The sequence below is a fragment of the Microlunatus flavus genome (genome assembly GCF_900110855.1).
Classification (GTDB): Bacteria; Actinomycetota; Actinomycetes; order Propionibacteriales; family Propionibacteriaceae; genus Microlunatus; species Microlunatus flavus.
In genome coordinates this window covers 315,806-329,972 of record NZ_FOFA01000002.1, presented here as the reverse complement: position 1 = coordinate 329,972, position 14,167 = coordinate 315,806, and the positions used below count along the sequence as shown (strand labels likewise).

The following is a 14,167-nucleotide window of genomic DNA, read 5'->3' as shown; positions in this document are numbered from 1 at the left end:
ATGATCGGGGCGTGATCGAGCAGCGGGCGTTCGGCAGCACCGGCCTCACCGTCTCTGCGGTCGGCCTGGGCGCCGGCCAGGTCGGCGAGCGCGACGTCACCGAGCCGCAGGCGGAACGTCTGCTGCAGGGCGCGCTGGACGCGGGCGTGACGCTCGTCGACACCGCCCTCTCCTACGGGAGCAGCGAGGAGCGCATCGGGCGCCACCTCGCCGGGCGCCGGGACACGTTCGTGCTGTCGAGCAAGGGCGGCTCCGGCGTCGAGGGCCACGCGGACTGGTCGGCCGGCGCCGTCCGGGCCAGCGTCGAGCAGACCCTGCGCCGCACCCGCTCCGAGCACGTCGACGTCTTCTTCCTGCACTCCTGCTCGCTGGAGGTGCTGCGCCGCGGCGAGGTCCAGGACGCGCTGGACGCCGAGGTGGCCGCCGACCGGGTGCGCGTCCCGGGCTACAGCGGTGACAACGAGGCGCTCGCGTTCGCGGCCGCCTCGGGGCGGTTCGGAGCGCTGGAGTGCAGCGTCAACCTCCTCGACCGCTGGAACCTCCACCACGTCGTCGGGCGCGACCCCGGCCTCGGCGTCATCGCCAAGCGGCCCGTGGCCAACGCGCCCTGGCGTTTCGCGGAACGGCCGACGGGCCACTACGCGGAGCTCTACTGGGAGCGGCTCCGCGCGCTCGACCTCGACCCGGGCGATCTCGGCCCGGAAGGCTGGACGGCCCTCGCGCTCCGCTTCAGCGCGTACGCGCCGGGCGTGCACACCGCGATCGTCGGCACGGCGAACCTCGAGCACCTCTTGGCGAACCTGGACGCCGCGGCTGCAGGGCCGCTGCCGCCCGACGCCCTCGAACGGCTCGACGAGGCCTGGGGCCGCGTCGGCACCGACTGGCCCAGCTCGACCTGACGCCGGCGTCCCAGCCCCAGGATCAGCCGGTCGCGACCGATGTTCGGCGACGAGCGGGACGCCGGGCCACGGCGACCCCGACGAGGCAGACGACGCCGCCGACGACGGCCAGCAGCAGCGGGACCTCACCGAGCAGCAGCCAGCCGAGCGCGATCGCCACGGGCGGCACGGCGTACGTCGTCGTCGCCAGCCGGCCCGCGTCGCTGCGGCCCATCGCGTACGCCCAGGTCGAGAAGGCCAGCGCGGTGGGGACGAGGCCGAGGTAGGCGACGGCCCACCACACGACCGCGGGCGCGGCAGCCAGCCCACGGACGAGCTCGCCCGCGAAGGGCAGCAGCGCGACGGTTCCGACGGCGCAGGCGGCCCACGTCACCACGAGGCCGGACAGGTGGCGCAGCACGACCTTCTGCGCGACCAGCGCCCCCGCGTACGCGACGGCGCTGACCAGCACCAGGGCCACGCCGAGGCCCGGCGACCCGCCCGCGGGCCGCTCCCCCGCGTCCGCCGTGCCCGACGCGACCCCGATCAGCACCGTGCCCGCGAGGGCGATGGCGAGACCGACCACGAGCGGCGTCGGGAAGCCCTCGCGCAGCAGGGTGCCGGCGAGGACGGCCACCAGCAGCGGCGCGATCTGGATGATCATCGAGGCCGTGCCGGCGTCGACGTGCTGCTCGCCGGCGTTCAGCGCGACGTTGTACAGCGCGAACCACGCCAGCCCGACCAGCACGACGAGCCACCGGACCCGCTGCGGCAAGGCGCGCAGGCGCGCGAGCCGGGTGCCGCCGCCGAGCCGCGGCAGCGACGTCATGGCGCTCAGCGCGACGGTGGCGACCAGCAGGCGTCCCAGCGAGAGCGCGCCCGGGCTGAGCCACGGAGCCACGAAGCGGATGACGACGAAGGCCGAGGCCCAGGCGAGCACCGTGACGACGACGGCGAGGAGCCCCGCCCGGCCGAGGCCCTGCGGTGCCACCGGCGCCTGCTGCTGCGTTGCGACCACCCGACGAGGATCGCAGGACGCTCTGACACTTCCGAGCGGGTTTCGCCCTCCTAGGGTGAGCGCATGCCCGACTGGTTCCCGCGCACGCTCGCCCAGGCCGTGCAGTTCGTCCCGCTGCGCATCCTCTTCCTCGTCGTGCTCGCGCTGGTGGCGCGGGCGGTGGTCAACCACCTCATCGACCGCACGGTGCGCAACACGACGGGCGACCGGCGCCGGCTGCGGATCCGCCCGCTGCAGGCGCTGCGCGAGGTCGACCCCGAGGCCGCCGAGCGCCGTGACTCCCGCATCCGCGCGCTCGGCTCGCTGGCCCGCAGCGCGTCGACGGTGCTGATCACGCTCGTGGCGCTGCTGATGGTCTTCTCCGAGATGGGCTTCAACATCACCTCGCTCATCGCGGGCACGTCGATCGTCGCCGTGACGGTGGCCTTCGGCCTGCAGAACGTGGTCAAGGACCTCGTCGCGGGGGTGACCATGCTCGTCGAGGGGCAGTTCGGCGTCGGTGACTTCATCGACATGAAGGAGGCGGCGGGCACCGTCGAGGCCATCGGCCTGCGGACGACCACGCTGCGCGACGACGGCGGCAACACCTGGTACGTCCGCAACGGCGAGGTCGTGCGGGTCGGCAACTTCAGCCAGGGCGGCACGGGCCGGCCGCAAGTCGCCGAAGCCATCCAAACCGTGCGGCTGCTAGACGATTGGAGTGCGGCTACCTCCGAGAAAGAGCACGAAGAACAGGTTGCCGTGCGCGAGCAAGCCTCCGAGCCGCCCAGGCGAGCTTAGCCTGCTACTTCAGATACGTCGTCACGAAAGACACGAGCGGTACGACGTAAAGGGCAGCGACAATCACGATCACTGCTGGCCGGAACAGCCGCGGTCGCATTTCGGCTACTAACGCAACGCGCGTTCGAGCCTCAGTCACCTCGCGCCAATAACGGGGTGAATCCCTCGCCACTTGCGCGGTACGTTCCTCGAACGCGCGTCGGATATCAGCGGCTTGTGTTGCCCGGTAGCGATCGCCGATGACCTTTAGAAGGACTAGCGGCGCAACCCCAAGAAGGGGAATACTAGCAAGTAGTAAAGCCAAGATGGGCGCAGCGTACACAACCGAGGAAGATCCAATCGACTGCCCGTAGACGATGGCGGGAAGGCCACTCAGCAAAATCGCGACATAGACCGATGCAAGAAGCCGACGCAAGGGCCGCCAGCCGTGGTAGCCGTCTTCGTTCAGCGGATCTACGCCGAACCACGCATCATTCCTGATGCGCCAGAAAAACCGTAAGAAGCAGTACCCGAGCACGTTATTCTTGATGAAGATGTAGCAACAGGCAGAGCAGACCAGGAGCCAAGACACGGCAGCAATCCAGTGCCCCTCGCGGACTGACGCCCACCAATCGGCATCAGCAGCGCTTGGCAGAGTCGCGAGCGCCCCAAAGGCTCCTTGTCGATCGAAGGTCAGGTACAGGAAGACTGCGCTAAGAACGCTAAGGGCAACACAGATGACTGATCCCGATCGCCCGGCCCGCTCGAAACTCCTGTTCAGCTCTTCGATCTCCGCCCGCACCCGTTTGGCAGGGGGCCCATCGCTAGACTGCGCGTCCCACGAGACGAGATTTTGTACCATCGACCGCATGAGCGTGCAGTTTCTGAATATCAGAGGCACCGTGAGGGCTGCACCGAGAGACACACTGATGGCGGTATAGTCCCTACTCAGCGGAAAATAGTTCAAATTATCCGACGGCGCGTATCCGACGATGATCTTGAAATCAGCCACAGTGCGGGCGAGGGAACCCGCCGCCCAGAACTCATGGCTGCTCTCCGCGCCTATCGCTAGTAATAATCCGAACACCACAAGCAGACCGAACAGTACTATTCGCGGGTAGCCTCGTCGTTCCACCAGGTCAAAGAAAGGCTCTGCCAAGAACGGTCTGGCCTCAGGATAGTACGGTCTTGGCGGCTGTTCAGGGATGCTTGTCGTCGGCTGCCGGATTGAGTCGCGTTTAGGCCGTCGCTCTGCAAACCAAGCAGCCATCTCCCAGAGCAGTAGGATCACGCGGCGTACCTCTGGATATGGGTGGGAGCCATCCGGCTGTTAAGTGGTGGTAGCAGGTGACGCTGAATCCGCACGGCAGGCTCAGGGGAACTTTCCTGAGCCTGCCGCTGGTGACACTGTTGGGTCAGCCCTTGAAGCTCACCTCGAGGGTGATCGGGACGGCCGAGAGGGCCTGGGAGACCGGGCAGTTCTGCTTGGCCTCCTGGGCGGCCTTCTCGAACTCCTCGGCGGTGATGCCGGGGACGTCGCCGACCACGCTCAGCGTGATGCCGGTGATGCCGGTGCCGGCCTGGAAGCTCACGTCGGCCTTGGTGTCGATGCTGGTCGGCGCGTGGCCGGCGCCGGCGAGGCCGTGCGAGAGGGCCATCGAGAAGCAGGTCGAGTGGGCCGCGGCGATGAGCTCCTCGGGGCTGGTGCGGCCGTTGGGCTCCTCGGAGCGCGAGGCCCACGTGACCTCGAAGCTCCCGACCTCGGACGAGACGAGCTCGACCTCGCCCTGGCCCTCCATCAGGGAACCTTCCCAGTGGGCCTGCGCGGTACGGACGACAGCCATGCGTTGCTCCTTGCGTGCGGGTGTCCCGCTGGCGGTGGCCAGCGGTCGGTCGCGGACGACCAGTTCGGTCGTCCACGACCTATCGTGCCAGCGCGTCCCGCCGCGCGCCTGGGCGGTCTCGGTCCGTACCGGGCTCCCGTGGACGGGGGATGATGGGGGCGATGACCGAGCCAGCCGCCAGCCCCGCCCCCGTCGCCTCCTTCTACGAGGCGGTGGGCGGCCACCCCACCTTCGTCGCCCTCGTCCGCCGCTTCTACGAGGGCGTCGCCGGCGACCAGCCGCTGCGCGACCTCTACCCCGAGGAGGACCTCGCCGCGGCGGAGGACCGGCTCCGCGGCTTCCTGGAGCAGTACTGGGGCGGCCCGACGACGTACAGCGAGCAGCGCGGGCACCCGCGACTGCGGATGCGGCACGCGCCCTTCGCGGTGACGCCCGACATGCGCGACCGCTGGATCACCCACATGCGCGACGCCGTCGACTCGCTCGACCTGCCGCAGGCCCAGCGCGACGAGATGTGGACCTACCTCGAGCGCGCGGCGCACTTCATGGTTAATGCGCCCGGCGACGAGCCCGCGCCGGCGGCGTCGATGGGCCTGCCGGTCGGCGGACGGTCGGTCTCGCTGCAGCCCCGGCGACCCGCCGAGGGCTGACCGGCCCTCAGGCCCCCGGCACCCCCGGCGCGCCGGGCAGGGCCCAGGCCGCCAGCGCCCCCCGCTCGGCGTCGTCGAGTGGCCGCGGCCCGACCGCGACCGTCCGCGAGCGCGCGTAGACCGTGCCAGCGTTGCCGGGGTCGCGGACCTCGGCGGCGAGGGTGAACGAGCGCTGGCCCACGGCGACGACGCTCGTCGCCACCTCGTAGGGCGCGCTGCGGAAGTCCAGCGGGGCGAGGTGGTCGAGGTCCTGGCGCACGACCGACCACACGACGCCGGCCGACCAGTCGAGGGTGGCGGTCATGATCGCGACCCGCGCCTCCTGCACGTAGTCGTAGAACTTCACGTTGTTGACGTGCCCGTACGCGTCGAGGTCGGACCAGCGCACCGTGAGCGGGTAGCGCGCCGCGCGCTCCCCCACGGCGGCCCGCGGCAGGTCGCGCAACGGTTCGGCGGGGTGGAGGTAGGCCGTGAAGGCGGCCCGCTCGACCTCGTTGAGCCGGCGCACGCCGCCGCCGGCCAGGTCGAAGGGCACCAGCGTCGTCCGGGCGCGCGCGGCCAGCGTCTCGCCGTCGAAGACCTCGTAGCCCACGACGAACCGGCTCGCGCCGAGCGCGTCGATCCACAGCGAGACGGTCAGCGGCTCGGGCCCGTAGCCCACGGGCGCCACGTACTCCACCTGGTGCGAGGCGACCAGCACGCCGGTGGTGAGCATGTCGGCCAGGCCCGGCGCGCCCGCGTGGAGGAAGGCGACGCGCGCGTCCTGCAGGTGGTCGAGGTAGACCGCGTTGTTCACGTGGCCCTGCGCGTCGAGGTCGCCCCACCGGCGGGGCGAGGCGTGGACGAAGCGGCGAGGAGCGGGAGCAGCCACCTCAGTCGCGGTCGTAGAGGGAGTCGAGCAGGTCGGCGTAGCGGCGCTCGACCTCGGCGCGGCGGACCTTCATGCTCGGCGTGACCTCACCGTTCTCGACGCCGAGCTCGGCGGGCAGGAAGGCCCAGCGCTTCACCGTCTCCCAGCGCTCGAGCTTGCGGTTGGCGGTCTGCACGCCGCTCTCGACCAGGGCGCGCACCTCGGCCGAGCGGGTGAGGTCCTCGACGGAGCCGTAGGAGATCTGCTGGGCGTCGGCCCACTCGGTGATCGCCTGCGGGTCGAGGGCGATCAGCGCGCTGATGTACTTGCGGCCCTCGCCATGGGCGACGACCTGGCTGACGTACGGGCTCGCGGCCTTGATCACGCCCTCGACCTCGGACGGCGCCACGTACTTGCCGCCCGAGGTCTTGATCAGGTCCTTCTTGCGGTCGGTGATCTTGAGGTAGCCGTGGTCGTCGATCTCGCCGATGTCGCCGGTGGCGAACCAGCCGTCGACGAACGCATCCTCGGTCATCTCCGGCTGGTGGTGGTAGCCGCGCATCACGCCCGGGCCCTTGATCAGGATCTCGCCGTCATCGGCGATCTTGGCCTCCGAGCCCGGCAGCAGCGGGCCGACCGTCCCGAACCGTGCGGCGCGCGGGTTGTTGACGAACGTCGCCGCGCTGGTCTCGGTGAGCCCGTAGCCCTCGAGCACCAGCAGCCCCGCCGCGTAGAACCACTCCTGGACCTCGCGGTTGAGCCCCGCCGACCCCGAGACGAAGAACCGGATCTTGCCGCCCATGCGGGCCTTGATCGTCGAGAAGACGAGCCGCTCGGCCACCGCCTGCTGCGCGGCGAGCAACCCCTTGGGCCGGCCGCCCGCGAGCCGGATGGGCGTGGTCCGGCGACCGACGCCGAAGGCCCAGTCGACGATCCGCTTGCGCGCACCGCCGGAGGCGCTCGTCATGACGCGCGAGCGGACCTTCTCGAAGATACGGGGCGCGCCGCACATGAAGGTGGGCTGCACGACGGCGAGGTTCTCCACCAGGCTGTCGATGTCGCCCTCGATCGCCGTGGCGAAGCCGATCTTGAGCTGGATCGCGACCAGGACCTTGCCGAAGACGTGGCTCAGCGGGAGCCACAGGTACTGCAGGTCCTCGCGGTAGACGAGGTCGTACGCCTCGGCCGCCGCGCCCTCGTAGACCAGGCAGTCGTGCACGAGCCGCACGCCCTTGGGGCGCCCGGTGGTGCCCGAGGTGTAGATCAGCGTCGCGAGGTGGTCGGGACCCGTCTGCGCGATCATGTCCTCCACGCAGGACGGGTCGCCGGCGAGCCGCTCCCGGCCGCGGGCGCGCAGGTCGTCGAGGCTGATCGTGCGCTCGCCCCGCGGGGTGCCCGAGATCAGCACGATCACCTCGAGCGCCGGCAGCTCGTGGGCGTGCGCCTCGATCTTGTCGACCTGGCCCTGGTCCTCGGCGAAGACCACGCGCGAGCCCGAGTCGCCGAGGATGAACGCGACGTCCTCGGCCTGCGTGGTCGGGTAGACGGTCGTCGTGGCCGCACCGGCGGACATGATCGCGATGTCGGCCAGCACCCACTCGATGCGCGTGCCGCACGCGATCGCCACCCGGTCCTCGAGCCCCACGCCGAGAGCGAGCAGGCCGGCGGCCAGCTCGAAGGCGGAGTCCTTCGTCTCGGTCCACGACAGCGACACCCAGCGGCCGCCCTGCTTGTGGCGGAAGGCCTCGCGGTCGCCGGAGGCCTTGACCTGCTCGAGCAGCATCGCCCCCACCGAGGAGGGCCGCTGCGCCACGATGTCGTCCGCCCCGGCGGGGTGTTCGTATCGGTCCATGTCGGCTCCCGTGCTCGTACGGGCCGCCTCGGCAAACGTCAGCCGGCCGCGGGTGTTGGCTGGTCGAGCCAGGTTACCGGACAGCATCCCTCACGCTCCGGAGCGCGGTCGCCGGTGACCCGTGTCCCCCGCACGGACGACAGCCCGCCGCCTTCACAGACTCCACCTAGGTATCGCCGGTCGATCGTCATACGATTGAACGCATAATGACCACGACTGCACCCCCGGCAGCACGCTGGCTCACCCACGACCAGCAGCGCGCTTGGCGCGCCTACCTCCTCGGCAGCGCCGTGCTGAGCGAACGCCTCGATGCCCAGCTGCGCGACCACGGCCTCGATCTCGCCGAGTACGAGATCCTCGTCACCCTGTCCGAGGCGGCCGACCGCCAGCTGCGGATGGCCGAGCTCGCGGACGCGGTGCACCAGAGCCGCTCCCGGCTCACCCACACCGTGACCCGCATGGAGAAGCGCGGCCTGATCGAGCGGACCACCTGCCCGGTCGACCGCCGCGGTGTCTGGGCCAACCTCACCGACGCCGGCTACCGGCTGCTCGAGGAGGCCGCTCCCAGCCACGTCGAGTGCGTGCGGCGCAACTTCGTGGACGCGATCGACGACGAGACGCTGGCGGCGGTGGGCCGCGCGTTCCACGCCGTGGTCGAGGTCCCCCAGGACTGAGTCCCGCGCCGTCCCGACGCGGCGCGCGAGGGGCCCGCGGTGCGGGTGGCCCGGCTACGATCGCACCCGACCATGTCCTCGACCGCCCCCCTGCTCCTCGTGCCCGGAGACGGCGACGTCCCCGAGGGCCTGGGCGACCTGACCCGGGAGCTGCGCAGCCGCGACGCCCTCGGCGCGCTGGACACCTCCACGCTGGCGCGGGCGCTCTACTCCACCGACGCCTCGCTCTACCGCGTCGTGCCGCAGGCCGTGGCGCGGCCCCGGCACGTCGACGAGCTGCTGGCCGTGCTGGACGCGGCCCGCGCGGCCCGGGTCCCCGTCACCACGCGCGGCGCGGGCACCTCGTGCGCCGGCAACGCCGTGGGTCCGGGTCTCGTCGTCGACGTCGGTCGCCACCTCACGACGATCGGCGAGGTCGACCCCGAGGCCCGCACCGCACGGGTCGAGCCGGGGGTCGTGCAGTCGGCGCTGCAGGCCACGGCCGCCCCGTACGGGCTGCGGTTCGGTCCGGACCCGTCGACGCACAACCGCTGCACCATCGGCGGGATGATCGGCAACAACGCCTGCGGCCCCCGCGCGCTCGGCTACGGCCGGACGGCCGACAACGTGGTGGCGCTCGACGTCGTCACCGGCCGCGGGGAGCGGCTGCACCTGGAGCACGGCGCACCCGCACCGGTGTCCGCCAGCCTCGACGCCGTCCGGGAGGTGGTCGCCGGCGGGCTCGGCACCATCCGCACCGAGCTCGGCACCTTCGGCCGGCAGGTCTCCGGCTACAGCCTCGAGCACCTGCTGCCCGAGCGCGGCTTCGACGTCGCCCGCTTCCTGGCCGGCACCGAGGGCACCCTCGCCGTCGTCACCGGCGCGACGGTCCGGCTCGTCGCCGACGCCCCGCACAAGCGGATGGTCGCGCTCGGCTACGCGACGATGGCCGACGCCGCGGACGCGGTCACCGCCGTCCTGCCGCACCGTCCGACCGCCGTCGAGGGCCTGGACCGGCGCATCGTCGACGTCGTCCGCCGGCGGCGCGGCGACGCGGCCGTGCCTCCGCTGCCCCGCGGCGACGGCTTCATGCTCGTCGAGGTCGTCGGCGACGACGCGGGCGAGGTGGAGGCCCGGGCGGACCGGGTGCTGGCCGACGCCGGCGCGCTCGACGGCTCGGTGGTCACCGACCCGACGCAGGCCCTGGCGCTGTGGAAGATCCGCGAGGACGGCGCCGGCCTCGCCGGCGTCAGCCTCGCCGAACCCGCCTACCCCGGGTGGGAGGACGCCGCCGTGCCGCCCGCCCGGCTCGGCGCCTACCTGCGCGACTTCGACGCGCTCCTCACCGAGTTCGGGCTCGACGCGCTGCCGTACGGCCACTTCGGCGACGGCTGCGTGCACGCCCGCATCGACTTCCCGCTGACCCGGCCCGGCGGCGCGCAGACGTACCGGCGCTTCGTCGAGGAGGCGGCCCGCGTCGTCGCCGCGTACGGCGGGTCGATGTCGGGCGAGCACGGCGACGGCCGGGCCCGTTCCGGGCTGCTGCCGGCCATGTACTCCGCCGAGGCCATCGCGCTGTTCGGCCGCGTCAAGGCGGCCTTCGACCCCGACGACCTGCTCAACCCCGGCGTGCTCGTCGACCCGGCGCCGGTCGACGCCGACCTGCGCGCGTCCGGCCTGGTGGGGCGCCCGCTGCCGGTCAGCCGGCACTTCTCCGCCGAGGTCCACAAGTGCTCCGGCGTCGGCAAGTGCCTCGCGAACACCACCGGGGCGCAAGGCGTGATGTGCCCCAGCTACCAGGCCACGCGGGAGGAGAAGGACTCGACCCGCGGCCGCGCCCGCGTGCTCCAGGAGCTCGTGAACGGCACCCTGGTCGACGGTTGGCGGGCGCCCGAGGTGCACGACGCCCTCGACCTCTGCCTGTCCTGCAAGGGCTGCGCCCGCGACTGCCCGACCGGCATCGACATGGCCTCCTACAAGTCGATCGCCACCGACCACGCGTACGCCGGACGGCTGCGTCCGCGCAGCCACTACGCCCTGGGCTGGTTGCCGCGCTGGGGCCGCCTCATCACGCGCTTCCCCGGGCTGGCCGCGCTGGTCAACGTCACCGGGGCGACCCCCGGCCTGCGCCACCTCCTGCGCTGGGGCGCCGGCGTCGACCAGCGGCGCTCGCTGCCGCGCTTCTCCGACCGGCCGGCCCGCGCGCGGGTGGACGTCGACGCCCCCGGCGCGCAGGGCGGCCGGGACGTCGGCAGGGACGTCGTGGTGTGGGTCGACTCGTTCTCCGACTGCTTCGAGGGTGCGGGCGCCGGTCCGGTCGTCGAGGTCCTCCGCGCCGCCGGCTACGCGCCACGGTTCCTCGAGCGCAACGCCTGCTGCGGCCTGACCTGGATCAGCACCGGCCAGCGCGAGGGCGCCCGTCGCCAGCTGCGCCAGGCCCTCGACGTCCTGCACCCCGTCGTCGCCGCCGGCGTCCCGGTCGTCGGGCTCGAACCCTCCTGCCTGGCGGTGTGGCGCAGCGACGCCGCCGAGCTGCTCGACGACCCGCGCGTCGCGGAGGTGGCCGCCGGGGTCCACACCCTCGCCGAGCTCCTCGAGCAGACGCCGGGCTGGAGCGCGCCCGACCTCACCGACGTCGAGGTCGTCGCCCAGCCGCACTGCCACCACGCCTCGGTCATCGGGTGGCGGGCCGACGCGGCGCTGCTGGCGGCGACCGGCGCGACCGTCACCACGGTCGGCGGCTGCTGCGGCCTGGCCGGGAACTTCGGCGTCGAGCAGGGCCACTACGAGGTCTCGGTCAAGGTCGCCGAGCACGACCTGCTGCCCGCGGTGCGGCAGCGGCCGGACGCCGTGGTGCTGGCCGACGGCTTCTCCTGCCGCACCCAGCTCGCCGAGCTCGCCGACCGGCAGGCCGTCACCCTCGCCGAGCTGCTCTCCCCCGGCTTCCGCGCTCCGCGCGCCGCGCCGCCCGAGGTCGCGGCGACGCCCACGCCGGACCCGCACGACGGGTCCGCCACGGCCGAGCCGTCGGTCGCGCAGCAGCGGCCGACCCTGAACCAGGGGTCCGTCGACGTCCCCTGAGCCCTGGGCCCAGGAGGTGCCCGCGGCCGTCGGGCCCGAGGTGCTCGAGGTGGCACCGCGCCAGGCCGACCGGCGGCTCCTGCTCGTCCTGGGCGTCGGGGCGCTGCTCGTCGCGCTCGTGCTCGGCGGTCTCGCGCTGGTCGACCGCGTCCGTGGCGGCGCCTCGTCGCCGCGCGGGCTGGCCGAGCGGGTGGTCACCGCCCTGGACCACGAGGACCTGGCCGCGCTCGGCCGCCTCGTCGAGCCCTCCGAACGGGCCGCCCTCCTCCGGACGGGGGCGGCGCTGTCGCAGCACCTCGCCGACCTGGGCCTGCCCGAGGCGGTGGGGGGCGGGTCCCGGCCCCGCCACCCGCTCGACGGTCTCGACCTCAGCCTCACCGGCGCCTCGCCGCACGTGGAGTCGCAGGACGGCGACGTCGCGGTGGTCGGCCTCGGCCCCCTCGTCGTGCGCGTCCGGAGCGACCCCGACCGCGCCCACGGGCTGCTGCGCACCTGGTTCGCGGACCGGCGCATGAGCGCCCCGGAGGACGAGACGTACGCCGTCGACGACCTCCCCGCGCTCGGTGTGCGCAAACGCCTGGTCACCGTCGAGCGCGACGGGCGCTGGTACGTCAGCGTGCTCGCCACGCTGCTCGGGCCGGGTGTCCCCCCGGGCAGCCTCGCCGACGTCGAGGCCCTCGACCCGGCTCCGTCGCCGACCCCGGGGGCCGCGGTCGAGGCCACGGTGCGGGCGCTGCTCGACCCTGTCACGCGCCGCGACCCCACCGCGCTGGCCCGGACGCTCGACGCGTCCGGATCGGACACGGTCCAGCTGTGGGCCGCCCAGCTGGCGATCGTCGGGCTCGACCGGCCGCCGGCGCCGATCACCGCGCTCTCGACGTCGCCGGGCACCGACGACGGCACGCGCGCCGTCGTCCGCGTCGGGGCTCTCACCGTCGGGACGGGGTCGGGGTTCGACCTGGACGGTCCGTGCGTCACGACGAACGGCGACCGGGCCTGCCTGCGGTCCTCGGGCTACCGCTACGCCGGCGGCGCGGGGACGCTCGGGCAGCTCGAGCTCCTCGGCCACGACGGCGCGTTCTCGCTGACCGCCGTCCACGACGACGCGGGCTGGCGCACGAGCCTGCCCGAGAGCCTCGCGGACGCCGTCATCGGCTACGCGGACGGCCTCACCCGGGCGCAGGTGCTCATGGTGCTGAACACCGAGCGTTCGGACACGCCGTCGGCCGTCCTCGAGCCGGACCGGCCGCAGGACGTCACCTTCACCAGCGGCGGCTACGCGCTGCTCACGGTCCCGGTGACGCAGGCCGGGCTGCTGCGCGTCGTCCCCAGCCCGACCGGGGGCAACCGCGCGAGCCTCTACGCCCCGGACGGCCAGCCCGCCCTGCAGCCGTTCTTCCCCAACGACTCCGTGTACCGCGTGACGCCGGGCGAGCACACGCTGCTCGTCTGGGCCGACGACGAGTTCAGCGACACCCTGCGCACCGGCCGGCCGTACGTGCAGCGCGTCGAGGTCCGCTCGATCCGCTGAGGTCCGGGCGTCGTCCGTTCAGGACCCGTACGCCGCGCTGAGGGCGCCGCCCAGCCGAGCGAGCTCGTCGCGCACGGCGTCCGGACCTTCCACCGCGACGACGTCGGCCCAGCCGGCGAGCTGGCGCGCGAGCATGCGCGGGGTGTCGGCCCGGACGTGCAGCCGGGTGCGCCCGTCGGCCTGGTCCACCACGTCGACGTAGCGGGCGCCGAGCACGTCGGTGAAGGGCGCGACCAGGTCGTCGGGCAGCGTCACCGTGGTTTCGACCGCGGAACGCGCGCGCTCGACGACGGCCGACACCTCCTCCCAGGCCGTCGCCAGGTCGAAGCCGTCCGGCCTCTCGAACCGCTCGGCTTCGGTCTCGACCTCGCGGACGCGGTCGACCCGGAACGTGCGCCGCCCCCGAGCCGTCTGGGCCAGCAGGTACCAGACGCCGTCGTGGTCGACGAGCCCCAGCGGCTCGACATCCCGGTCGCCGGCCCGGCCGTCGCGGGACGCGTACGTGATCCGCACCCGTCGGCGGGCGACGACCGCCGCCTGCAGGGCGTCCAGGTGCGGCGGCCGGACGGGCGCGGCCCGACCCCAGCGGCGGTGGTCGAGGACCGTCGCCGAGCCCGCCGCCTCCGCCTCGGCCCGGAAGGTCGACGGCAGCGCGCGGACCAGCTTGCGCAGCGCCGAGCGGATGGCGGGTGATACGTCCTGCCCGGGTCCGGCGAGCAGGAACAGCGCGTGGACCTCCGGCGCGGTCAATCCGGTCAGGTCGGTGCGGGCTCCGCCGACCAGGGACCAGCCGCCGCCGCGCCCGGCCTGGGCGTAGACGGGGACGCCCGCGCTCGACAGCGCCTCGAGGTCGCGCCGCACCGTGGGCACGGAGACCTCCAGCTCGGCCGCCGCCTCCGCCGCGGTCACGTGGCCGCGCGCCTGCAGCAGGAGCAGCAGGCTCACCAGCCGGTCCGCGCGCACGCCCCCATCCTGCCCGGAAAAGTGATCAGGAGGTGATCACTTCAACAGGGAGGATGGGGACATCAGCCAGGTCCGACCGGGAGGAATT

11 protein-coding genes and 1 pseudogene are annotated in these 14,167 nt (G+C 73.0%); 6 read left to right on the top strand and 6 right to left on the bottom strand.

What is annotated here, in order from left to right:
- Nucleotides 1–11 precede the first annotated feature (11 nt).
- Nucleotides 12–899, top strand: a complete 888-nt coding sequence (locus BMY04_RS05945; protein WP_091178215.1) for an aldo/keto reductase — start codon at nt 12–14, stop codon at nt 897–899.
- A 22-nt stretch (nt 900–921) separates the two neighbouring features.
- Here the strand turns inward: BMY04_RS05945 and BMY04_RS05940 are convergent, their stop codons facing one another.
- Nucleotides 922–1,896, bottom strand: a complete 975-nt coding sequence (locus BMY04_RS05940) for a DMT family transporter (protein WP_232506129.1) — start codon at nt 1,894–1,896, stop codon at nt 922–924.
- Between the two features lie 63 nt (nt 1,897–1,959).
- Here BMY04_RS05940 and BMY04_RS05935 point away from each other — a divergent pair, with 63 nt between their 5' ends.
- Nucleotides 1,960–2,676, top strand: coding sequence for a mechanosensitive ion channel family protein (locus tag BMY04_RS05935; protein ID WP_091178214.1), 717 nt, complete (start codon nt 1,960–1,962; stop codon nt 2,674–2,676).
- A gap of 4 nt (nt 2,677–2,680) precedes the next feature.
- On the opposite strand, the gene BMY04_RS22270 is transcribed toward BMY04_RS05935, so the two are convergent.
- The gene (locus BMY04_RS22270; protein ID WP_139209767.1) at nt 2,681–3,946 is read right to left on the bottom strand and encodes a hypothetical protein; all 1,266 of its coding nucleotides are present in this window, start codon (nt 3,944–3,946) and stop codon (nt 2,681–2,683) included.
- Between the two features lie 124 nt (nt 3,947–4,070).
- Nucleotides 4,071–4,499 (bottom strand): OsmC family protein, encoded by a 429-nt coding sequence (locus tag BMY04_RS05930; protein WP_091178213.1) that lies wholly within the window; start codon nt 4,497–4,499, stop codon nt 4,071–4,073.
- 161 nt (nt 4,500–4,660) lie between these two features.
- On the opposite strand from BMY04_RS05930, the gene BMY04_RS05925 reads away from it, so the two are divergent.
- A complete protein-coding gene (locus tag BMY04_RS05925) occupies nt 4,661–5,149 on the top strand; it encodes a globin (protein ID WP_091178538.1) in 489 nt (162 codons plus the stop codon).
- Between the two features lie 7 nt (nt 5,150–5,156).
- Here BMY04_RS05925 and BMY04_RS05920 read toward each other — a convergent pair whose 3' ends face one another.
- Together BMY04_RS05920 and BMY04_RS05915 are read right to left on the bottom strand one after the other, a co-directional pair.
- Nucleotides 5,157–6,020: an acyl-CoA thioesterase gene (locus BMY04_RS05920; RefSeq protein ID WP_091178212.1), complete on the bottom strand. Its 864-nt coding sequence runs from the start codon at nt 6,018–6,020 to the stop codon at nt 5,157–5,159.
- Between the two features lies 1 nt (nt 6,021).
- Entirely contained in the window at nt 6,022–7,851 is a 1,830-nt protein-coding gene (locus tag BMY04_RS05915) for an AMP-dependent synthetase/ligase (protein WP_091178211.1), read from the bottom strand.
- A 206-nt stretch (nt 7,852–8,057) separates the two neighbouring features.
- Here BMY04_RS05915 and BMY04_RS05910 point away from each other — a divergent pair, with 206 nt between their 5' ends.
- From BMY04_RS05910 to BMY04_RS05900, 3 genes and pseudogenes are all read left to right on the top strand, one after another.
- On the top strand, nt 8,058–8,525 hold the full coding sequence (locus tag BMY04_RS05910) for a MarR family winged helix-turn-helix transcriptional regulator (RefSeq protein WP_091178210.1): 468 nt from the start codon (nt 8,058–8,060) through the stop codon (nt 8,523–8,525).
- Nucleotides 8,526–8,597: 72 nt separating this feature from the next.
- A pseudogene (locus BMY04_RS05905) lies at nt 8,598–11,453 on the top strand (FAD-binding and (Fe-S)-binding domain-containing protein); the annotation flags it as partial.
- 148 nt (nt 11,454–11,601) lie between these two features.
- Complete coding sequence (locus BMY04_RS05900) at nt 11,602–13,116, top strand: hypothetical protein (protein ID WP_091178208.1); 1,515 nt, start codon at nt 11,602–11,604, stop codon at nt 13,114–13,116.
- An 18-nt stretch (nt 13,117–13,134) separates the two neighbouring features.
- Here BMY04_RS05900 and BMY04_RS05895 read toward each other — a convergent pair whose 3' ends face one another.
- Nucleotides 13,135–14,079: a helix-turn-helix transcriptional regulator gene (locus BMY04_RS05895; RefSeq protein WP_091178207.1), complete on the bottom strand. Its 945-nt coding sequence runs from the start codon at nt 14,077–14,079 to the stop codon at nt 13,135–13,137.
- Nucleotides 14,080–14,167: the final 88 nt, after the last annotated feature.